Source organism: Sphingomonas bisphenolicum, assembly GCF_024349785.1.
Taxonomy (GTDB): domain Bacteria; phylum Pseudomonadota; class Alphaproteobacteria; order Sphingomonadales; family Sphingomonadaceae; genus Sphingobium; species Sphingobium bisphenolicum.
Map to the genome: position 1 here is coordinate 705,040 of NZ_AP018818.1, position 21,100 is coordinate 726,139.

The 21,100-nt window shown below is 63.0% G+C and carries 21 protein-coding genes; 13 read left to right on the forward strand and 8 right to left on the reverse strand.

Translation table 11 applies throughout. The features are described 5' to 3' along the window. Positions 1-33 precede the first annotated feature (33 nt). The 8 genes from SBA_RS21590 to SBA_RS21625 all read left to right on the forward strand — a co-directional run bounded on the left by SBA_RS21590 (position 34) and on the right by SBA_RS21625 (position 10,406). The gene (locus SBA_RS21590; RefSeq protein ID WP_224550648.1) at positions 34-489 is read left to right on the forward strand and encodes a MarR family winged helix-turn-helix transcriptional regulator; all 456 of its coding nucleotides are present in this window, start codon (positions 34-36) and stop codon (positions 487-489) included. 273 nt (positions 490-762) lie between these two features. Next, entirely contained in the window at positions 763-3,270 is a 2,508-nt protein-coding gene (locus SBA_RS21595) for a TonB-dependent receptor (RefSeq protein WP_261936966.1), read from the forward strand. A gap of 64 nt (positions 3,271-3,334) precedes the next feature. Continuing rightward, on the forward strand, positions 3,335-4,102 hold the full coding sequence (locus tag SBA_RS21600; protein WP_261936967.1) for a glutathione S-transferase family protein: 768 nt from the start codon (positions 3,335-3,337) through the stop codon (positions 4,100-4,102). Then, positions 4,099-4,848: a glutathione S-transferase family protein gene (locus SBA_RS21605; RefSeq protein WP_261936968.1), complete on the forward strand. Its 750-nt coding sequence runs from the start codon at positions 4,099-4,101 to the stop codon at positions 4,846-4,848. The genes SBA_RS21600 and SBA_RS21605 overlap by 4 nt, the downstream gene beginning before the upstream one ends. A gap of 4 nt (positions 4,849-4,852) precedes the next feature. Further along, on the forward strand, positions 4,853-6,415 hold the full coding sequence (locus tag SBA_RS21610; RefSeq protein WP_261936969.1) for an AMP-binding protein: 1,563 nt from the start codon (positions 4,853-4,855) through the stop codon (positions 6,413-6,415). Positions 6,416-6,456: 41 nt separating this feature from the next. Continuing rightward, positions 6,457-8,586, forward strand: a complete 2,130-nt coding sequence (locus SBA_RS21615; RefSeq protein WP_261936970.1) for a PQQ-dependent dehydrogenase, methanol/ethanol family — start codon at positions 6,457-6,459, stop codon at positions 8,584-8,586. Further along, entirely contained in the window at positions 8,576-9,445 is an 870-nt protein-coding gene (locus SBA_RS21620; protein ID WP_261936971.1) for an amidohydrolase family protein, read from the forward strand. The genes SBA_RS21615 and SBA_RS21620 overlap by 11 nt, the downstream gene beginning before the upstream one ends. Positions 9,446-9,620: 175 nt before the next feature. Then, complete coding sequence (locus SBA_RS21625) at positions 9,621-10,406, forward strand: class I SAM-dependent methyltransferase (RefSeq protein ID WP_261936972.1); 786 nt, start codon at positions 9,621-9,623, stop codon at positions 10,404-10,406. Between the two features lie 159 nt (positions 10,407-10,565). Here the strand turns inward: SBA_RS21625 and SBA_RS21630 are convergent, their stop codons facing one another. Genes SBA_RS21630 through SBA_RS21640 form a run of 3 tightly spaced genes read right to left on the reverse strand, consistent with a single transcriptional unit; the run spans position 10,566 to position 13,281 of the window. Further along, on the reverse strand, positions 10,566-11,459 hold the full coding sequence (locus SBA_RS21630; RefSeq protein WP_261936973.1) for an SDR family oxidoreductase: 894 nt from the start codon (positions 11,457-11,459) through the stop codon (positions 10,566-10,568). Then, positions 11,456-12,391: an SDR family NAD(P)-dependent oxidoreductase gene (locus SBA_RS21635; RefSeq protein WP_261936974.1), complete on the reverse strand. Its 936-nt coding sequence runs from the start codon at positions 12,389-12,391 to the stop codon at positions 11,456-11,458. The genes SBA_RS21630 and SBA_RS21635 overlap by 4 nt, the downstream gene beginning before the upstream one ends. A gap of 14 nt (positions 12,392-12,405) precedes the next feature. Further along, complete coding sequence (locus tag SBA_RS21640; protein ID WP_261936975.1) at positions 12,406-13,281, reverse strand: BKACE family enzyme; 876 nt, start codon at positions 13,279-13,281, stop codon at positions 12,406-12,408. A gap of 119 nt (positions 13,282-13,400) precedes the next feature. Between SBA_RS21640 and SBA_RS21645 the strand changes: the two genes are divergently transcribed. Further along, positions 13,401-14,234, forward strand: coding sequence for a helix-turn-helix transcriptional regulator (locus SBA_RS21645; protein ID WP_261936976.1), 834 nt, complete (start codon positions 13,401-13,403; stop codon positions 14,232-14,234). Between the two features lie 10 nt (positions 14,235-14,244). On the opposite strand, the gene SBA_RS21650 is transcribed toward SBA_RS21645, so the two are convergent. The 4 genes from SBA_RS21650 to SBA_RS21665 form a co-directional block, all read right to left on the reverse strand. After that, entirely contained in the window at positions 14,245-14,508 is a 264-nt protein-coding gene (locus tag SBA_RS21650) for a hypothetical protein (protein ID WP_261936977.1), read from the reverse strand. 51 nt (positions 14,509-14,559) lie between these two features. Continuing rightward, positions 14,560-15,231 (reverse strand): DUF4197 domain-containing protein, encoded by a 672-nt coding sequence (locus SBA_RS21655; protein ID WP_224550635.1) that lies wholly within the window; start codon positions 15,229-15,231, stop codon positions 14,560-14,562. A gap of 133 nt (positions 15,232-15,364) precedes the next feature. Continuing rightward, entirely contained in the window at positions 15,365-15,787 is a 423-nt protein-coding gene (locus SBA_RS21660) for an acyl-CoA thioesterase (RefSeq protein WP_261936978.1), read from the reverse strand. Next, a complete protein-coding gene (locus tag SBA_RS21665) occupies positions 15,784-16,455 on the reverse strand; it encodes a glutathione S-transferase family protein (RefSeq protein ID WP_261936979.1) in 672 nt (223 codons plus the stop codon). Before SBA_RS21665 ends, SBA_RS21660 begins: the two co-directional genes overlap by 4 nt. Positions 16,456-16,675: 220 nt before the next feature. Here SBA_RS21665 and SBA_RS21670 point away from each other — a divergent pair, with 220 nt between their 5' ends. Genes SBA_RS21670 through SBA_RS21685 form a run of 4 tightly spaced genes read left to right on the forward strand, consistent with a single transcriptional unit; the run spans position 16,676 to position 20,610 of the window. Continuing rightward, on the forward strand, positions 16,676-17,428 hold the full coding sequence (locus SBA_RS21670) for a glutathione S-transferase family protein (RefSeq protein WP_261936980.1): 753 nt from the start codon (positions 16,676-16,678) through the stop codon (positions 17,426-17,428). A 3-nt stretch (positions 17,429-17,431) separates the two neighbouring features. Continuing rightward, a complete protein-coding gene (locus SBA_RS21675) occupies positions 17,432-18,253 on the forward strand; it encodes a glutathione S-transferase family protein (RefSeq protein ID WP_261936981.1) in 822 nt (273 codons plus the stop codon). Between the two features lie 9 nt (positions 18,254-18,262). Further along, on the forward strand, positions 18,263-19,699 hold the full coding sequence (locus SBA_RS21680; RefSeq protein WP_261936982.1) for an aldehyde dehydrogenase family protein: 1,437 nt from the start codon (positions 18,263-18,265) through the stop codon (positions 19,697-19,699). Beyond that, the gene (locus tag SBA_RS21685; protein WP_261936983.1) at positions 19,699-20,610 is read left to right on the forward strand and encodes a CmcJ/NvfI family oxidoreductase; all 912 of its coding nucleotides are present in this window, start codon (positions 19,699-19,701) and stop codon (positions 20,608-20,610) included. Before SBA_RS21680 ends, SBA_RS21685 begins: the two co-directional genes overlap by 1 nt. Positions 20,611-20,687: 77 nt before the next feature. Here SBA_RS21685 and SBA_RS21690 read toward each other — a convergent pair whose 3' ends face one another. Beyond that, entirely contained in the window at positions 20,688-21,098 is a 411-nt protein-coding gene (locus tag SBA_RS21690) for a hypothetical protein (RefSeq protein ID WP_261936984.1), read from the reverse strand. Between the last annotated feature and the right edge of the window lie 2 nt (positions 21,099-21,100).

The window sequence follows — 21,100 nt, forward strand, 5'->3', positions numbered from 1 at the left end:
GCGCTTACTGCGCACACTGTTACTATGAATACCATGAATGACCTGGAACCGCTCGACCTCTTCCCCGACCCTCGCCTCAGCGGCATAGACGGCCTGGTCGGTTTTCATATTCGACTGGCAAGCGCCGCCGTCTATCAACATTTCACCGAAACCTTCAGCGACCTCGGCCTCACCCAGAAGCAGGTTGCCGTCCTCTGGCTGATCGAGGATCAGCCCGGCATCGCTCAAGCGGATATCGGCCGCCGCTTGAAAATGGACCGGGCGAGCGTGATGGCCATCGTCAATCGAATGCAGGACCGCGGTTTTCTGACCCGCGGCGCGTCCGCGCAGGATCGCCGCCGCCAGACATTAAGCCTGACCGACGGTGGCCGCGACTCGCTGACGCAGGCCCGCGCCTGCATCGCCGAGCATGAGAATTGGCTGAAGGCGCGGTTCAGCCCGGCCGAAACCGCGATGCTGGTGGAACTGCTGCGGCGCGTCTACGTCTGAACGCACCATTGGCGGAACAAAGGATTTTCAGGGCTTTCTCTCTCCGCCCCCGATCATCCTGTCACTGCCACTACCACCAATAGAAACAACAGCATTATTTGCCCTCTCGCAATGAAGGCAAATAGTGCGACAATGTTCGTTGCGAGGTCGATGAGGCTCTTGCATCGGATAAAATTGTATGTCTTACTAACAATCGACGCACAGCAGCGTCACAGGCGGGTCACGTTCGGACAGGACGGATCTCAAAAGCCGGATTAGGAGAGGGGATTACCCATGCAACACGATCTTCGTGCAATGATGTCGCGCGCCCTGTTGGCGTCAGCCTCCATCCTCGCAATCACTACACCAGCGTCGGCGCAATCATCGGCCCAACCGCCCGCGGCCGCCCCGCAGGCCGCCGAGCAGGATGGCGCGTCGCAAAGTTCGGTCGCCGATATCGTCGTTACCGCCCAGTTCCGCGCCCAGCGGTTGCAGGACACGCCGATCTCCATCACCGCCGTCGGCGCCGCCGAGCTGGAGGCCAAGAGTCAGACCAACCTGGCGCAGATGGCCGATTCCGCGCCCAACGTGTCGTTGAAGCCGCAGGGCGCCTCTTTCGGCCCGTCCATCACCGCCTCGATCCGCGGTGTCGGCCAGAACGACTTCAACCCCGCTTATGAACCGGGCGTCGGCATCTATATCGACGATGTCTATTATCCGCAGTTGACCGGCGCGGTGTTCGAACTGCTCGACCTCGACCGGGTCGAAATCCTGCGCGGGCCTCAGGGCACGCTGGCCGGCCGCAACGCCGAGGGCGGCGCGATCAAGCTCTATTCCAAGCGTCCGTCGGGCGATGGCGGCGGCTTCGTTGAGGTCAATTACGGCATCCGCAACCGGATCGGTATTCGCGCCGCCGCCGATTTCGGCATCACCGACACGCTCGCCGTCCGCATCTCCGGCGTCGCCAAGCAGCAGGAAGGGTTCGTCGACCGGATCGATTATGGCTGCGCCAATCCCGGCAGCGGCATTCCCTCCACCCAGCCCGCAGGCGACTGCACCATCAGCAAGCTGGGCGGCGTGGGCTATCAGGCGATCCGCGCCATCGCCTTCTGGGAACCCAGCGACAAGCTGGATGTCACGGTCATCGGCGACTATACCCGCGACGAACATACGATCGCCGGCGAAGTGCTGATCGCGACCAACCCCGTCAATTCGCCCAACACCAATCCGGCGCCGGGCGTCGTCTATGACGACCGCTTCATCTGCGGTCGTTATTGCAACTATATCGGCACCGGTCAGCCCGCCGGCGTGTGGACACCGCCGATCCCGGTCGATCCCTTCGGCGCGGCGGGCACGCCGCTGGCTGCGACGCAGGGCACCGACCGCAGCCTCTACAAGGGCTGGGGCGTGTCGGGCCAGATCAACTATGCGCTGTCCGATGCGTTCAAATTGTCGTCCATCACCGGATACCGCACCTTCAACACCCAGTTCGATTCCGATGACGATATATCCCCCGCCAATATCGGTTTCGGTCGCAACTATCTGGAAAATTGGAGCTTCAGCCAGGAAGTCCGGCTGAACGCGGAGCTGGGCGACAATCTCAACGCCACGGTCGGCGGCTATTATTTCAAGCAGAAGTCGACCTATGACTCGCTCCAGGACATCCGCTACGTCCCGGTCTATCCGCTGCAATTCCGCCAGCCCGACCCGACCAAGGCGGAGGCCAAGGCGGCGTTCGCCCATCTGTCCTGGAAGCCGATCGACCGGCTGACCTTGAGCGGCGGCCTGCGCTACACGACGGAAAGCAAGGACCAGACCTATTATCGCCTGAACTATGACGGGACGGTCAACCGCTTCCTCGATCCGGTCGGCGCGGCCTATGGCATCGGCTATTCGGGCGCGGACACGCTCGACTATAATGGCAATGGCAACACCACCGAAACCGTGACGGCACTGTCGGGCCTTACCGCCCATTATAGCGCCAAGCGCTGGGACTATCGCATCGCGGCCGACTATCGCCTGACCGACAGCCTGATGGTCTATGGATCGGTATCCACCGGCTTCAAGGGCGGCGGCTCCAACCCGCGCCCTTTCAACACGCAGCAGGTCATCGCCTTCCGCCCGGAAAAGCTGACCGCCTATGAAATCGGCTTCAAGAGCGACTTCTTCAATCGCCGGGTCCGGTTGAACGCCGCGGCCTTCATCAACGACTATATCGATATCCAGATCCCGGTGCTGACCTGCCCCGGCGCACCTTGCGCCGCGCGGCTCAACGCCGGCGATGCGCGGGTCAAGGGGTTCGAGGCGGAACTGTCCGCCTACCCGATCGACGGCCTCGCGATCGACGCCTCGATCAGCTATCTCGACTTCAAATACAAGGCGAGCAGCCTCGATCCGGCAGCGGCCTATCCTACCAATCCGGGCGGCGTGTCGGCCAATGATCCGCCGGTGTCGCCACCCTGGAAGTTCAGCGTCGGCGCGCAATATAAGATCGACCTGGACAAGGCCGGCAGCCTGACCCCGCGCTTCGACGTCACCTATGAAGACAAGAAGTTCGGTGGCGCCGCAGTCATCAGTGGCGTCCGCGTCCTGAACTTCGTGCCTGCCTACACGCTCGCCAATGCGCGGCTGACCTGGCAGAATGCGGACGAGGATCTCGACGTCTCGTTCGAAGTCACCAACCTCTTCGACAAATATTATTATCTCTCCGTGTTCGACCTGCGCGGCGCGGGCGCGGGCGTGCGCAAGGCGCGCCCCGGCAATCCGCGCGAATGGGCGATCACGGTGAAGAAGAAATTCTAAGCCTCCCCCTCGGTCGGTCGGGCTGCGCACGCCCGGCCGGCTTCTTTTCGGAGACTCATCCGGCATGACCGACGTCACACTCTATCACTGGGAACCCAATGCCAATTCGGGCAAGCCGATGCTGGCGCTGTTCGAAAAGGGCGTCGCGTTCGACAGCCATTATCTCGACCTGCTGAATTTCGACCAGCACCGGCCCGATTATCTGGCGGTCAATCCGCTCGGCACTATCCCGGCCATGACCCATGGCAAGCTGGTGCTGACCGAATCCACCGCCATCATGGAATATGTGGATGAGGCGTTCGACGGCCCGCGCCTGATGCCCGCCGACCCGGTCGACCAGTGGCGCACGCGCTGGTGGATGAAGTTCATGGACCAGTGGCTCGCCCCCAGCTTCTCGATGATCGGCTGGAGCGTCTTCGTCGGCCCCTCGGTGCGGCAGAAAGACCCCGCGGAACTGGAAGCAGCGATCGACCGCATTCCGATGCCTGAACGGCGCGTCGCATGGCGCAAGGCGATCAACGGCGCCTTTTCGGCAGAGGAGATGACGGAATCGCAGCGCCGCGTCGCCCTCGGCATCGGCTATCTGGAACAGGCGCTGGGACAGCGGGAATGGCTGGCGTCGGACGAATATGGTCTGGCCGACATCAACGGCTTCAACCTCGCCTACGCCATGCCCTTGTCGCAGCCGCAGCTCTGCAATGACGAACTGACGCCCAATATCATGCGCTGGCTGCGCGCCATTTATGCGCGCCCCGCGACCCGCGCCTGCTGGGCGTTGGGCCGCACCGACCTCGCCCGCCGCATCTCCCTGCTCGAAAGCGAACCCGCATGACCGGCATCCTCTATCATGGCCAGCCCAATGGCCCGTCCTTCACCGTCCTCGCCGCCGCTTTCGAGAAAGGCGTCGATCTGGACTTGCGCGCGATCGATCTGGTCGCGGGCGAGCGCCACTCGACCGCCCTGCCCCATCCCATCGAAGTCGATCAGTCGATCGAGGGCGAAGGGCCGGTCCTGATCGTGGGCGACGCTGCGATGACCGATAGCGTCTTCCTCGCCTGCTATCTGGACGAGGTGGGCAGCGGCCCGGCGATCCGCCCGGCCGATCCCTATGCCCGTTGGCAGATGATGGCCTGGTGCCGCTATGTGATCGAGCGCGTGGCCCCCGCCGCCGCCGCGCTGGGCAACGCCGCCGCCCCGCCAGCTTCGGTCCCCGCCGGCATCGCCAGCGCAGACCTCGCCGCCCGCTGGTCACAGGCGGTGGAAGGCAAGGTGGACGAAGCCCAACTGGCCGACAGCCGCACCAAGATCGCGCAGGCGGTCGAGAAGCTGGAAGCGCAACTGGCCGACGGCCGCGATTGGCTGATGGGCGATTTCACCATTGCCGACCTTGAAACCCATGCCTGGTTGGCCGGAATGCGCGGCCTCGTGCCCGAGGCCTTCGCCGCCGCGCCGCTGACCGACGCCTGGGAAGCGCGCCTGCGCGCCCGCCCCGCCGTGGCGCAGGCGCTGGGCCTCGCCACCGTTCCTGAACCCGAAGCGATCTGGGCCATCGGCCCGGAGATCAACCGCTGGGGCTGATGAGATGCGCGCGATCGATTATTTCGACCGGGGCCATGATCTTGGTCCGGAACGCCCCTGCCTGATCGACGCGGAGAGCGGCGAGGCGCTGAGCTTCGCGGCGGTCAGGGCGCTGACGATCAAGGTCGCCGCCGCCCTCCATGCGGCGGGCTTCCGTAACCAGCAGCCGGTCGCGCTCTATGGTCCCAACAGCGCGACGATGATGGTCGCACTGCTCGCCATCTGGCGCGCCAATGGTCAGTGGGTGCCGGTCAATACCCGCAACGCGATCGACGCCAATGCCGCCTATCTCGACTATGTCCGCTGCGGCTGGCTCTTCTATCACAGCAGCCAGGCGGAGGACGTGGCGGCACTCAAGGCGCGAGTCCCCAGCCTGACCCATTTCGTCTGCCTAGATCGTGCCTATGATGGTGATCCCTCGCTCGACCAGTTCATTGCGAACAGCGAGTTGGACAGCTTGCCGGACTTTTCCGATCCGTTCGGCAAGCCCGACGATGTGGTCGGCCTCTTCCCCACCGGGGGCACCACCGGCCCGTCCAAGGGGGTGGTGGTCACCAATCTGGGCTGGGGCACGATGATCGAGACGCTGGCGCACGCCGTAGACGGCAGAACCGCATCACCTGTCTCCCTCGTTGTCGCACCGATCACCCATGCGGCCGGCCCGGTGGCGCTCGCTACCCTGTCGCTGGGCGCGACGCAGGTGATCCTGCCCGGCTTCGAGGCGGCCGCCGTGCTGGACACGATCGCGCGCCATCGCGTCACCCATGTCTATATGCCGCCGACCGCGCTCTACAACTTGCTCGACGCGCCGGAACGAGTGGGCAGCGACACGTCTTCGCTCAAGATATTCCTGCTGGTCGGCTCCCCCGTCTCGCCGGAGAAATTACGGCAGGCGGTGGAGATATTCGGCCCCTGCCTCTGCCAGGCCTATGGCCAGGTGGAATCGCCAATGATCGTCACATGGCTCTCGCCGGAGGATGTCGCAGCGGCGGCGTCGGGCGACCGGCCCGAACGGCTAGCCAGTTGCGGCCGGCCCAGCCGCTCCGTCCGGGTCGCGATCATGGGTGAGGACGGCGCGCTGCTGCCTGATGGCGAGGCGGGCGAACTGGTGGTGCGCGGCGTATTGGTGTCCCGCGAATATTATGACATGCCCGATGCCACGGCCGAAGTCCGCACCCATGGCTGGCACCATACGGGTGACGTCGCCCGGCGCGACAAGGACGGCTATCTTTATATCGTCGATCGCAAGAAGGACATGGTCGTGTCCGGTGGCTTCAACGTCTTTTCCGCCGAGGTGGAGGCCGCCGTCACGGAATTGCCCGCCGTGCGCGAATGTGCGGTGATCGGCATTCCGCATGAAAAATGGGGCGAGGCCGTCCACGCCATTGTCGTCGCCGACAATATCGGTGAAACAGAGATCATCTCCCATGCCAAGGCCCGGCTGGGCGGGGTGAAGGCGCCCAAGAGCGTCGCCTTCGTCCCCGCCATTCCCCGGACTGCCGCCGGAAAGATGGACAAGAAAGCCCTGCGCGCCGCCTATTGGACCGGCGCGCGGATGGTGAACTGAGCGAGATGCAGACATCCGCTCGACAAATGGAGAGGAAGAGGATGCGGGTCGCGATTGCGCTGCTGTTGGGAACGAGTCTGGCCCTGTCGGCCTGTGGCAAGGGCACGAGCCAGGACGTTACTGCCCCTGCCTCCACAGGCGGCGTGGACGCCGCCCGGATTATCGCCGCCAAGCCCGCCGAATGGCTGTCGACCGGCCGGACCTATGACGAGCAGCGCTTCAGCCCGCTGTCCGCGATCAATCAGGACACGGTCGGCAAACTGGGCCTCGCCTGGTCGGCCGACATGGACACCAATCGAGGGCAGGAAGCGACGCCGCTCTTCATCGACGGCACGCTCTATGTCTCGACCGCCTGGAGCATGGTGAAGGCCTATGATGCGCGCAGCGGCAAGCTGCTCTGGTCCTATGATCCGGAAGTGCCGCGCGACACTTTGGTCAAGGCCTGCTGCGACGCGGTCAATCGCGGCGTGGCGGCATGGGGCGACAAGATTTTCGTCGGCACGCTCGACGGCCGGCTGATCGCTGTCGATCGCAAGAGCGGCAAGCCGGTCTGGAGCAAAGTCACGCTCGACCAGACGAAGAATTACACCATCACCGGCGCGCCGCGCGTGGTGAACGGCATGGTCGTCATCGGCAATGGCGGCGCGGAATTCGGCGCGCGCGGCTATGTCGCCGCCTATGACGCCGACACCGGCATCGAAAAGTGGAAATTCTACACCGTCCCGGCCCAGCCCGGCACGGAAAAGGAGCCGGATTACCTCAAGAAAGCCGCCGCGACATGGTATGGCGAGTGGTGGAAGCAGGGCGGCGGCGGCACCGTGTGGGACGCCATGGCCTATGACCCGGAGCTAGACCTTCTCTATATCGGCGTCGGCAACGGATCGCCCTGGAACCAGGCCTATCGGTCCGATGGCAAGGGCGACAATCTCTATCTGTCCTCGATCGTCGCGGTTCATGCCAAGACGGGCGAATATGCCTGGCATTATCAGACCACGCCCGGCGACAGTTGGGATTTCACCGCCACCCAGCATATCATGCTGGCCGACATGGAGATGGGCGGGCAGAAGAAGAAAGTGCTGATGCAGGCGCCCAAGAACGGCTTCTTCTATATGCTGGATCGCACCAACGGGAAGCTGCTGTCGGCGAAGAATTTCGTGCCGGTCAACTGGGCCAGCGGCATCGACATGAAGACCGGGCGCCCGATCGAAAACCCGGAAGCGCGCTATTACAAGACCGGCAAACCCTTCATCGGATCGCCCGGTGCGACCGGCGCGCATAGCTGGCACCCGATGGCCTTCGATCCCAAGAGCCAGACCGTCTTCATCCCCGCCAACCTCGCCGCCTTCCCCTATATCCCGGAAAAGGGATGGAAGGCGAACAAGCTGGGCTTCAATGTCGGCGTCGATATCGCGGCCGCCGCCATGCCCGCCGACAAGGCGGTGCGGGATGCCGCGATGAAGGCGACTACTGGCGCGCTCATTGCCTGGGATCCGGTCGCTCAGAAGGAAAAATGGCGCGTCTCCTACAAGGGGCCGTGGAATGGCGGCCTGCTCGCGACCGGCGGCGATCTGGTGTTTCAGGGGACGGCGACCGGTGACTTCAATGCTTACGCCACCAAGGATGGCCGCAAGCTTTGGTCCTTCCCGGCGCAGACCGGCATCGTCGCAGCCCCCATCAGCTATGAACTGGACGGGCAGCAATATGTGGCGGTGATGGCCGGCTGGGGCGGCGTCTGGGCGCTGGCGCCCGGTATCCTGTCCGACAAGAGCGGGCCCAGCCGGAACATCAGCCGGCTATTGGTATTCAAGCTGGACGGCAAGGGCGCCCTGCCCGCACCGCCGCCCCATTCGGCGATGCCGCTCGACCCGCCGCCCTCCACCGCCAGCGCAGCGGACATAGCGGCCGGCGGCGCGCGTTTCGGCCGCTATTGCAGCACCTGCCATGGCGACGCCGCAGTTGGCGGCACCATCGTCCCCGACCTGCGCCGCAGCGCCGCGCTGAACGACAAGGCGACCTGGCAGATGATCGTACATGACGGTGCGCTCAAGGATAATGGCATGGTCAGCTTCGCATCGATCTTCTCCGCCAAGGAGATCGAAGATATCCGCGCTTATGTCATCCACCGCGCCAATGAGGACAAGACACTGGAAAGCAAGCCCAATGCCCGTTGATCCGACGAAGGTTATCGCCATCGACGTCCATGTTCATGCCGAAGTGTCGTGCCATGATCCCGAAGACCCGGTGATGGCCAAATATTTCGACGCGGCGTCGGCCTATTTCAAGGCGGACCGCAAGCGGCCGACCATTCCCGAAACTATCGCCTATTACCGGGCGCAGAATATCGCCTTTTGCCTGTTCACGGTCGATTGCGAGAGCGGCATCGGGGCCAAGCGGATCAGCAATTATGAGGTGGCGGAACTGGCCGCCAACGACAGCGACATCGTCATCCCTTTCGCTTCAATCGACCCGCGCAAGGGCAAGTTCGGCGCGCGCGAGGCTCGCGACCTGGTCGAGAATTATGGGGTGAAGGGCTTCAAGTTCCACGGCATCATGCAGGACTGCCACCCGGCCGACCGGGTTGCCTATCCCATCTATGAAGTGATCGCCGAATATAAGCTGCCCGCCATCTTCCATACCGGCCATTCGGGCATGGGGACGGGCATGCGCGGCGGCGGCGGGGTGCGGCTGAAATATGGCCAGCCAATCCTGGTGGACGATGTCGCGGTGGACTTTCCCGACATGAAGATCATCCTGGCCCATCCGAGCTGGCCCTGGACCGACGAAAGCCTGTCGATGGCCCTGCACAAGGACAATGTCTTCATGGACCTGTCCGGCTGGTCGCCCAAATATTTCCCCAAACAGGTGATCCAGTACGCCAACACACAGTTGAAACATAAGATGCTGTTCGGCTCCGACTGGCCGTTGATCCGCCCTGAAAAATGGATCGACGCCGCGCGGGAAGCGGGCTTCCGCGACGAGGTGCTGCCGCTCATCATGAAGGAAAATGCGGTCAAGCTGCTGGGGCTGTAATCGGGGTCCGGCTGCCTTGGGAATAGTGAATGGATTGGATGTTTGCGAAGACTCCAAAGCATATCCCCATCGAAATTCCATTTAATTATCGACATTAGCTGTTGCGCCAATTGACAGGGCCGACGTCTTCGACGGATAAGTGAGCGGATGCTGCCAAAGCTACTCTGAAAGGGTAATGATGGAACTTGATTTGAACAGCATACCGTCCGATTTCGAGGGTAGACGCCAGCATGCTCTGAATAAAATTCAGGACCACATCGAAGCTGGTGCCCATGCAGGTCGGTTTCTGGATATTGGATGTGGATCAGGCAACGGCGTCATTGCGGCATTACAGGCAGGATTCAAAACGGCAGTAGGCATAGATCGTAGTTTCACAGGATTTTCTTGGTTCAGTATTGAAGAATTCGATAAAATTTGCAAAGTCTATGATATTGATGCTGCACGATCATTGATGATCGAAGCAGATATATTCAAATGCAAGCTTCAGCCAAAGAGTTTTTCATGCGTCATGATGCTCGATAGTATTGAGCATGTTCCCAATCCTAAATCCTTTATCGATGTAGCTGCAAACTATGTCGCGCCGGGAGGTTACTTCCTTCTCGATACCTGCCCCCTATTCTACTCCAATGTCGGACATCATTTATTTGATGACTTTGGGCCAGAAAAATTTCCATGGGCGCATCTCCGAAAGGATTTCACCAATCTTGTCGAAGAGCATAAGGTGTCTTCTTGGAGCATGAAGTATTTTGAAGAATTGAACAAAGTTACTCATGCAGAACTTATCAGATATGTTGTCGAAGCCGGTCTTGAGATCATAAAGGAGCATAAGCAGCTTCCAACACAAGAAACCATGGCATTATTAGAAGAAAATCGCAATTTTTTGAATTTGGAAGGTATCGACGAAGCAACATTGTTCGAAGACTGGATCTTGCTTGTTGCCCAACGCCCAGCCGATAAGTGAAATGAGCCAGGACTACAGGCTAAAAGGATGTTCTGCCTGACCCACCTTGCTTGGTGGGGCATATCCAATGGAGCTGGTGATAGACACCATGGCATCCACTGAAATCTCCCGAAAAAGCTGACCGGGCGGCCCCCTTTATCCACCCGGCCAGAGGCATTTTCAGCTGTCGACCTTTTCCCGCTTCTCGCCGCCCGGCACGCCATGGGCGACGCGCTTTTCATAGTCGGGATCGTCTTCGGGCCGCGCGACTGCCGCCATCACCCGTCCGTGTATCTCCTCCAGCGTGCCGCGAAATTCCGGATAGGGCAGGATGTAGAGTTGGTTCGCCTCCACGCCCTTCAGCACATATTGGGCCAGAACCTCCGGCTCCATGCCGACCGCGATCACCCGTTTGAGATGCGCCATCATTTCGGGGTCTGCGCCATAATATCCGCTATTCTGCTGATGCGCCGGCCGGGTCAGCACCGCTTCATGGATATTGGTGTTGACCGCGCCGGGACACAACATCGATACGCCGATGCCATGATCGGCCAGGTCCAGCGCCAGGCATTCGCTCAGGCCCCGGATCGCCATCTTGGAGGTGCAATAGATGCCGGTCCCCTTGAGCGCGACGAAGGCGGACATCGACGCGGTGTTGACGATATGCCCGCCCTTGCCCCGCTCGATCATGCGCGGCACGAAGGTCTGGATGCCGTTGATGACCCCCTTCAGATTGACGTCCAGTTGCCAGTCCCAATCGTCATAGGTGGCGTTCTGGAGCGGGCCGAAGATCGATACCCCCGCCGTGTTGAACAGCAACTCGACCGGCCCCAGCTTCGCCTCGACATCGTCGGCGGCGCGGGCATAGGCGGCGCGGTCGGTGACATCCAGCTTTACCGCCATCACCGCAAGCTCGCGCCCCGCGAACCAGGCCATCGCCTCGTCCAGATGATCCTGCCGGATGTCGGCGATCGCCACCTTGCATCCAGCCTGCGCGAAGACCTTTGCCTGGCCCAGCGCCACGCCCGATCCTCCGCCGGTGATGAAGGCGGTGCGCCCCGCGACCTGCGTCATGCCGCCAGTTCCCTCGCCTTGCGCCGCGCCAACTGATCGTCGAACACCGGATTGCCGAGCAGGAAGCCGATTTCCTTCGCCCGGTCCTGATTGATCGTCTCATCGGGGAAGGACGCCAGGATCGCGTCGAAGCGCGTCCGCATTCCGGCGGCGAATTCGGGGTGGGTCAGGATGTAGAGGTCGTTGGCACGGATGCCGGCCAGTACCCGTTCGCCAACCTCGTCCGCGCTCATCCAAAGCGGCGACACGGGCCGCTTTTCCAGTTCCTCCTCGCGCTTGCGATAGCCGCTATCCTCGCGATATTCGGCGGGACGCAGTTCGCCGCTATGCGCGATATTGCTCTGCACCGGGCCGGGCATGAAGGCGGAGACGCCGATATTCTCCGCCGCCAGTTCGCCGCGAATGGCCTCGGAAATGCCCAGTACGGCCGCCTTGGCCGCGGTGTAGATGGCCGAATAGCCGATCGGGATCAGCGCCGATTGGGACGATGTGGTGACGATCTGCCCGCCCTCGCCATGCGCCTTGATGCGCGGCAGGATCGTGACCAGACCGTTGATGACCCCGCCCAGATTGACGCCCATGCCCCAGTCCCAATCGTCGAAACGCGCGTCCAGCACCGGCCCCATCACGCCCACGCCGGCATTGCCGATCAGGATGTGAATCTTGCCGAAGCGCGCCTCCGCCGCATCGGCGGCGCGGGCGAAACCGGCACGGTCGGTGACGTCCAGTTGCACGGTTTCCACCTGTCCATCGGCGGCCAGATCGGCCTTCGCCTGCGCCAGGGCGTCCTCGCGAATGTCCGCGATCACGACATTGGCGCCGGCCCGCACCAACGCGCGGGCTATCCCTAGACCAATGCCGTTCGCGCCGCCGGTGATGAAGGCCGTGCGGCCGCTGACGTCGCCCATGGGCGATGCTGCTGTCTGTGTCATATCGATCCTCTCCCTTATTGTTTCAGGCCCAGCATCGCCCGCGCTTCGCCGGCACTGGCGACATCCGCGCCGATGCGTTCGATGATTTCGACGCCCCAGCGCACCAGGTCGGCATTGTCCTGCGCCATCCTGCCCTTGCGCAGGTAGATCGTATCCTCGAATCCCACGCGGATATTGCCGCCCAGCAGCGCGGACTGCGCCGCCATGGGGAAGCTGTGACGGCTGACGCCAAAGCCGGTGAACTGCGCGCCGCGCGGAATCTGGTTCCTGGAATAGAGCATCGCCTCGGTGGTCGCGGGCAGGCCATATTTGGTGCCCAGAACGAAGGTGAAGGGCACATTCTTGGGAATGGCGCCCTTGGCCATCAGATCGTCGGCGAAGACGAAGTCGCCCGCCTCGAAACATTCGATCTCCGGCAGCACCCCGGCGTCCTGGATCATATGCCCCATCTTGGTGATCATGGGGTCGAGGTTGATCGCCACCCCACCCCATAGCTGCATCGTGCAGATGTCGAGCGTGCACATATCGGGCTTGAGATCGAGAATATGTTCCAGCCGCCGTTCGGCGGTGAACATCAAGGTGCCGGGGCCGCAGACGGCGGGATCTTCATCCCCCTGCATCCAGGTACAGCCCGGCCCGGTGGTGACGTTCAGGATCACTTCGTTGTTTTTGGCGCGGATCAGGCCGACGACCTCGCGATAATCGTCCAGCGCCTGTGACGGGTCGCCAGTCTCGCGATCCCGCACATGCAGATGGATGATCGCCGCGCCCGCCTCCGCCGCCGCCAGCGCTTCGGCCGCGACATGATCGGGGCGGAAGGGGAAATTGGGGTGCGCCGGCATCGGCGAACTCCCGGTCACCGCGCAGGTCACAAATAGCTTGCCAGCCAATCTTACTCTCCTGTCCAGTCTCGGCTATGCTGCCGATCGCAGACCACAGGGTCTTGCAGAGGCGACGGCCCGCAAGAAGGCCGGTGGATGTCCCATTATTGCGAGTAACTGGATAAGGCATGGCACAAAGGGAAGAATTGTCGCGGTTCCTGAAAGCCGCGCGGGCGAAGCTGGCCCCGGTCGAAGTCGGCCTGCCCGCCGGCGAACGCCGCCGCACCCGCGGCCTGCGGCGCGAGGAGGTGGCGACGCTCGCGGGGATGAGCGTGACCTGGTACACATGGTTCGAGCAAGGGCGGGAAGTCCAGCTATCCGCGCCGATGCTGGAACGATTGAGCCGCACCCTGCGCCTGAGCGCCAACGAGCGCGAATTCCTCTTTGCCCTGGCCCAGCATCGTCCGCCGCCATTGGCGCGCCGGCCCGACGAAACGATCCATGCCGGCACCCAGCATCTGATGGATGCCTTGTCGATCCCGGCGCTGGTGATCGTGGAGGACTGGACGGTGATCGGCTGGAACCGGCTCGTCGGTCGGGCTTTTCGCGATTACAGCAAATTGCCGCGGGAGGAGCGCAACCTGTTCCGCATCCTGATGCTGAACCCGCGCTACCGCGCCGACCCGGAGAAATTCCAGGACATGTGCCGCCGGCTGATCGCCCGTTTCAAATGGGACTATAGCCGCACCGCCCAGCCGGAAGTGTTCGAAGGCATCATCGCCGACATGATGGACCAGTCCGAATTTTTCCAGCTTTATTGGCAGGAATCGGAAATCATGGCGCATTTCGAGGACACGAACATCGCCGACATGCCCGGTGTGGGTGAAATCATGTTCCGCCACACCAGCTATGCGATCGAGGAAGCGCCGGGCCAGCGCCTGCTGCTGTTCGCGCCGCTGGACGATGTCAGCGCCGCGCGCCTCGCCAAGCTGGTGGCGGAGACAGAGAGCGTCGCTGCCTGACAGGCGACGCTCAGTTGGTCTCGCGCTTCAGTCGATCGGCCAGCGCCGCAATCTCATCCGGCTCCAGCAGCCAGGTGCGCGTCTTGCGCCCCTCGCGGTGGACGGGCTGGGTCAGCAGCACGCGCGCCTGCGCCTTCGCTTCGGGCTTATAGAGGCCATAATGGACGGCGCAGTCGCGTATCGTGCCGATCAGCGGCGGCTTGCCGTCCAGATCGATCATGGTCGCGGGCTGATCCCAGGGGATGGCGGCGACGCCGGGATATTTCTGTTCCATGGCGCCGGGGACACCACGCCCCGGCGCCGAAATCAAGACCTAAGCCAAAAACTATCGCAGCAAGGCCATCAGGATCGGGTCGCGCGTGGCGCCCGGATCGCGGCGAATCTCCGCCTCCTCGCGCCCGATCGCGCGGAATATCGCGTCGCCGATCTGGCCGGAGACGTTGTCGGCCAGCGCCGCATAATCCCGGCCGCCGCTGGCGGAAAGCGCGGCAGACAGCATTTCGAACATGTCCGACCGCAACGCGCGCGACGCGCCGGGTAGCAACGCCTCGACCACCGAGCCGCGCGCTTCCCGCGCCAGCAGGTCCGTCGCTGCCGTCGGTCCGCCGCGCAGCACCGACACGGCGTCAGCCAGCGTCATGCGCTGCACCGCGTCCATCACGATCGGGGTCGCATTATCGGCCAAGTCGACCGCGACATCATTGAGCGATCGCGCAACCTGATTGCGCACCGCATTGGTGCGCAGCAGTGCAGACAGCACCGCGCCGCCTTTGCCGCCGCTCAGGTCGGGCGGGACGATGCGCGTCAACTGGTCGTCATAGAAGCCGCCCGGTTCGGTCAGCCGGGCAAAGGCCCGCTCGCTTGACAGTTGGAGCAGGCGGCGCACGGCATCCTCAACCGTATAGCGGCCCATCGGCGTGGCGCAGGCGGCCAGCGGCAACAGCGCCAATGCCGCGATCAGGCTGCGCCTGTCGGAAAGGCCGAATGATTGCTCCATGACGCATCTCCCTTTTTTGCAGGGGACGCTATGGCGTGGTCAGGCTTGCCGGGCGCTGAACGTGGATAAGGCCATAATCTCCGTTCGCTTCGAGCGTGTCGAGAAGCGGCTGGCACTGCACGAGCGTTTGTTGCTATTTGGCGAACAACGCCCTGACGGCATCCGGCACCCGCTCCGCCCGCAATCCCCCCGGTCGGCTGGCGTCGGGCGCTGTCCATACCCGCTTTTCGACACATTCCACGCACAGCCGCCCGTCCAGCGACAATCGGTGCGCCACGGTGAAACTGCTGTTGCCGAAGACCGGCGCGTCGGCCTCCACCAGCGCGTCGTCGCCATAGGCGGTCGGCACGAAAAAGCGCGCCGATACATCGACCATCGGGAAGCCGGCGAAGGGCATGGTCGCCAGCATCTGCCGCTTCTTGGGCAGGCCGGCATGCTCGAACAGCAGCATGGTGCTCTCACCGAAAATGTCGAAATATCTCGGGGCATGGACGATGCCGGCGGGGTCGCAATGCCCCCATTCGATGCGGACGATCCGCTGGAGGAAGGCGCTCACGCGAGGATAGTCTTTCCTTGCTTCGTGGTCTTCTCCGCCATGTCTTCGTCGGTCGGCGGGGTGGGGATGAGGAGCCCGCGCTGCACCGCGGGCCGCGCTGCAATCCTGTCGAACCAGCGCCGAAGGTAGGGGAAGCCGCCCATGTCGACGCCGGCCCAGTCATGGCCGCGCACCCAGGGGAAGCAGGCAATGTCGGCGATCGAATAGTCGCCGACCAGATAATCGCGGGTCGCGAGGTGCGTGTTCATCACGCCGAACAGGCGCTGGCTTTCACGCACATAGCGGTCGATCACCGATGGCAGTTTCTCGTCGAAATAGCGGTTGAAAACGGTCGCCTGCCCCATCATCGGGCCGAGGCCGGACATCTGCCACATCACCCATTGGATGACACGGCTGCGGTCCTGCGCGTCGGTGGGGATGAAGCGGCCGTATTTCTCCGCCAGATAGAGCAGGATCGCACCGGATTCGAAGATGGCGAAAGCGCCGGCGTCATGATCGACCAACGTCGGGATGCGGCCATTGGGATTGAGCGCGACATACCAGTCCTGTTTCTGGACGCGATCGGTCAGCGAAATCGGCGTCACCTTATAGGGCTCGCCCAGTTCCTCCAGCAGGATCGACACCTTCCACCCGTTGGGCGTCTCCGACGTCAGCAGTTCCAGCATCATTCTCTCCGGCTTTTCTTGTCACCATCCAAAGCAAAGCCTTGGCTCCACCGCAAGACGAGTGGCGGCGCTATCATTGAAACTGACAGGTTAAGCGGCCCGCGCTGCCGGGTAGTTCCGCTGATAGTATCGACAGACGACTTGCGGCCTGCCGGATCGATGGCCAGTTTCATGCCTGAAGGCGCACCAGACGCCATAACCATAAGGTGAGGATGAACAGCGCATGTTGACGCTCTACAGCTTCGGTCCGGCTGCCAACAGCCTGAAGCCCCTGCTGGCCCTGTATGAAAAGGGGCTGGATTTCACGCCCCGCTTCGTCGACCCGACCCGGTTCGAACATCATGAAGATTGGTTCAAGGCGATCAATCCGCGCGGCCAGGTGCCGGCGCTGGACCATGACGGCCATATCATCACCGAATCGACGGTGATCTGCGAATATCTGGAGGATGCCTTTCCGAATGCCATCCGCTTGCGCCCGACCGATCCGGTGCAGATCGCGGAGATGCGCGTCTGGACCAAATGGGTGGACGAATATTTCTGCTGGTGCGTGTCCACCATCGGCTGGGAACGGATGATCGGCCCGATGGCGCGCAAGCTGTCCGACGCCGAGTTCGAGGAGAAGCTGAAACATATCCCCATCCCCGAACAGCGAGCCAAGTGGCGCAGCGCCCGCGCCGGCTTCCCCCAGGCGGTGCTGGACGAGGAAATGCGCAAGATTCGCGTGTCGATCGACCGACTGGAACAGCGGCTGGCGCAGAGCCCCTGGCTGGCGGGCGACGACTATACGCTGGCCGATGTCTGCAACTTCGCGATCGCGAACGGGATGCAGTTTGGCTATGCCGACATCGTCAACGGGGAGGCGACGCCGCATCTGGTCGCCTGGATCGAGCGCATCAATGCCCGCCCCGCCGCGCAGGCCATGTTCGCCAAATCCAAGAGCGAAATGCCGCCCCGTCCCACCGCGACGGCGGCCTGATCCATGGGCTGGCAGGATGAACCGGTCGCGGGACGACTGCGCATGTACCATATTCCCGGCTGCCCCTTTTCCGAACGGATCGAGCTGCTGCTCGATCTGAAGGGATTGCAGGGCATCATGGCCGATCATGAGATCGACATAGCGCAGCCCCGCCCCGACTGGCTGCTCGCCAAGACGCGCGGCACCACCGCGCTGCCGGCGCTGGAGCTGGAAAATGGCGCCACGTTGAAGGAGAGCATGGTCATCATGCGCTATGTCGAGGATCGTTTCCCCGATCCGCCGGTGGCGCGGCAAGACCCCTACGAACATGCGGTCGAAGCGATGCTGTGCGCAACCGACGGGCAGTTCACCGGCGCGGGATACCGCATGATCCTCAACCGCGATCCGGCCAGGCGCGAGGAGCATAAGGCGGAAGTGGACGCGCAATATATGCGGCTGGACGACTATCTGCGCCACTACGCCCCGAATGGCGACTATCTGTTCGACCGGTTCGGCTGGGCGGAGGTCGCCTTCACGCCGATGTTCAAGCGGCTCTGGTTCCTCGACTATTATGAAGCCTATCAGATCCCCCAGCATCTGACCCGCCTGTTGCGCTGGCGCGAGGCCTGCCTGTCGCATCCGGTAGCGCAGCGCCATCATAGCCATCGGGAACTGATGACGCTCTATTATGATTACAGCCAGGGCGGCGGCAATGGTCGCCTGCCCGAAGGCCGCGCCATCTCCAGTTTCGCACTCGACCCCCGCTGGGACAGCCGCCCGCTGCCCCCGCGCGACAAATGGGGCGCGCCCGCCACCGACGCCGAACTCGGCCTTCTTCCCGCATAAGGATTTCCCATGCCCAACACGCAGCAACATTATATCGATGGCCAGTGGGTCGACAGCCAGGGCGGCCGCACCATCACCGTCATCAACCCCGCCACCGACCAGAGCGCCGCCGACCTGATCCTGGGCACCGCTGCCGATGTCGATGCCGCCGTCGTCGCCGCGCGCCGTGCGTTCGAGACATTTTCCCAGACCAGCCGCGAGGAACGTGCCGCGCTGCTGGAACGGATCGTCGCCGAATATCAGAAACGAGTGCCCGACATCGCCCGCGCCATCGCCACCGAAATGGGCTGCCCCATCTCCATGGCGCAGACGGCGCAGGCGGGATCGGGTCTGGGGCATCTGGGACAAGCGCTCAATGCGCTGAAGAATTACGAATTTTCCGAGAAGATCGGCGACAACCGGGTGGTGCGCGAAGCGATCGGCGTGGTCGCGCTCATCACGCCGTGGAACTGGCCGATGAACCAGATCGTGGCCAAGGTCGGCCCGGCGCTGGCGGCGGGCTGCACCATGATCCTGAAACCTTCGGAAGAAGCGCCTAGCTGCGCCGCCATTTTCGCAGAGATTCTGGATGCAGCAGGCGTGCCGCCAGGTGTGTTCAATCTGGTGCAGGGCGATGGCGAAGGCGTCGGCACCGCGCTCGCCAAACATCCCGACATCGACATGGTCAGCTTCACCGGGTCGACCCGTGCGGGCATTATGGTGGCCAAGAACGCGGCCGACACGGTGAAGCGCGTTGCGCAGGAACTGGGTGGCAAATCGCCCAACATCATTCTGGAAGGCACGCCGCTCGACAAGGCGCTCCCCGGCGGGGTCGGCGGTGTGCTGCTCAACAGCGGCCAGAGCTGCGTCGCGCCCACCCGGATGCTGGTCCACAAGTCCCAGCATGATGAAGCGGCGGAAAAGGTCGGCGCATTGTTCGCCGCCAAGAAGGTCGGCGATCCGCAGGTCGAGGGCGACCATATCGGCCCGGTCGTCAGCCAGCGGCAATGGGACCGCATCCAGGGCCTGATCCAGACCGGCATCGACGAAGGCGCGACGCTCGTTACCGGCGGCACCGGCCGTCCCGAAGCGTTGAGCGAGGGCAGCTATGTCCGTCCCACCGTCTTCGCCAACGTCACCCCCGACATGACGATCGCGAAGGAGGAGATTTTCGGTCCCGTCCTGGTCCTCATGCCCTATGAAGACGATGAAGACGCCATCCGCATCGCCAACGACACGCCCTACGGCCTGGGCGCCTATGTCGCGGGCGATCCCGCCCACGCGCGCAAGTTCGTCAGCCGCATTCGCGCGGGCGCCGTATTCGTCAATGCCGGCGGCCTCGCCTTCGACATGCCGTTCGGCGGTTATAAACAGTCGGGCAATGGCCGCGAATTCGGCAAGTTCGGGCTGGAGGAATTTCTGGAGGTCAAGTCGGTGATCGGCGCGCTGCCAGAGGAAGTCGACTGATGGCCAGCCTACCGATCGCAGCCGATGTCGAGGATAGCGCGCGGCAGGCGCCCGCGCTGATCCGCTATCTCGATGAAGGCGATTTCGTCACCCGGCGCTACGTGTCGCGCGGGGTCGAGATCAACACCGGCCGCTATGGCGATCACCGCATGGTCGTGCGCGACGGGATGCCGATCCGCGATCATTTCCGTTTCGACACCCACGGCTTCATGCTGGGCAAACACCCTAGCGCAATCACCGACTTCTTCGACAAGGAGGAGGTCGATCGTCTCTATCTGCGCGAATGTGAAGAAGCGATCCGCGCGCTAACCGGCGCGAGTGGCGTGTCGGCAGGGGGCTGGATGATCCGCACCTCCGCCGACCTGACGGCCCGTGCGCAGGAAAAGGTCGAGAATTACCGCCATGAAGGCGGCATCCAGCCGCCCGCGGGCGAGGCCCATGTCGATTATAATGAGATTACCGGCCGCCGGGCCGCCGAACGGGCCTACGCCGCCGCCTTTCCCGACGGCCCCGGCTATAAGCGCTATGTTTGCGTCAGCTTCTGGCGCACCTTCACCCCCGGTCCACAGGACTGGCCGCTGGCGGTATGCGACGGGCGCACCGTGTCCGACGAGGAAGCGACGTCCAACACATTGTTCGTGGTGGACGAATTGCCGACCGGCGACGCGCTGACCGCGCCGGTCCCAGGCGAAGATCAGATGATCGCGGCCTCCATCTTCCGCCATCGCGACCGGCATCGCTGGTGGTATTTTTCCGACATGGCGGCTGACGATGTGCTGCTGTTCAAATTCCAGGACAGCGATCATAATGTGACCTGGCGATGCCCGCACACCGCCTTTCACGACAGCAGCCTGCCCGACACGAAGACGCGCTCCAGTATCGAAGTGCGCGCGGTGGCGTTTTTCGAATAGCCCCCGTTCGGTTCGAGCTTGTCGAGAACATTGCGCTATGCTTTTCGACAGGCTCGAACCGAACGGAATAAATTGGCCTACCAGCGCAGCAACCCGATCAACTCTCGCCGCCAAGGCCAAAGCAATATCGCGTTCAGTACCAGCGTTACGATACCGAACGCATATTCGACCACGCCGGGATCGAGCACGAAATTCCAGTAGCCGATCACGATGTTGAGCGGGACGCAGGCCAGCGCCGTGGGTAGCACCGCCCGGTTGGCCAATATCAGCAGCGCGGCGACCACCTCCATCAGCTTGATCCAGGCGAACAGGCCGCTATGGATCAGCGCCAGCGTGAATTCCTGCGCCAGCGGCGTATTGCCCAGCGGCTGAAGGTCGAAGGGGGTGAAATATTCCACCCCCGAAAACAGGAACCAGCCGCCGAAGATGATCCGGGCGGCAGTGAACGCCGCCCCGGCGCCGCGCCCCTGCCCGTTCAATGCGATCATGG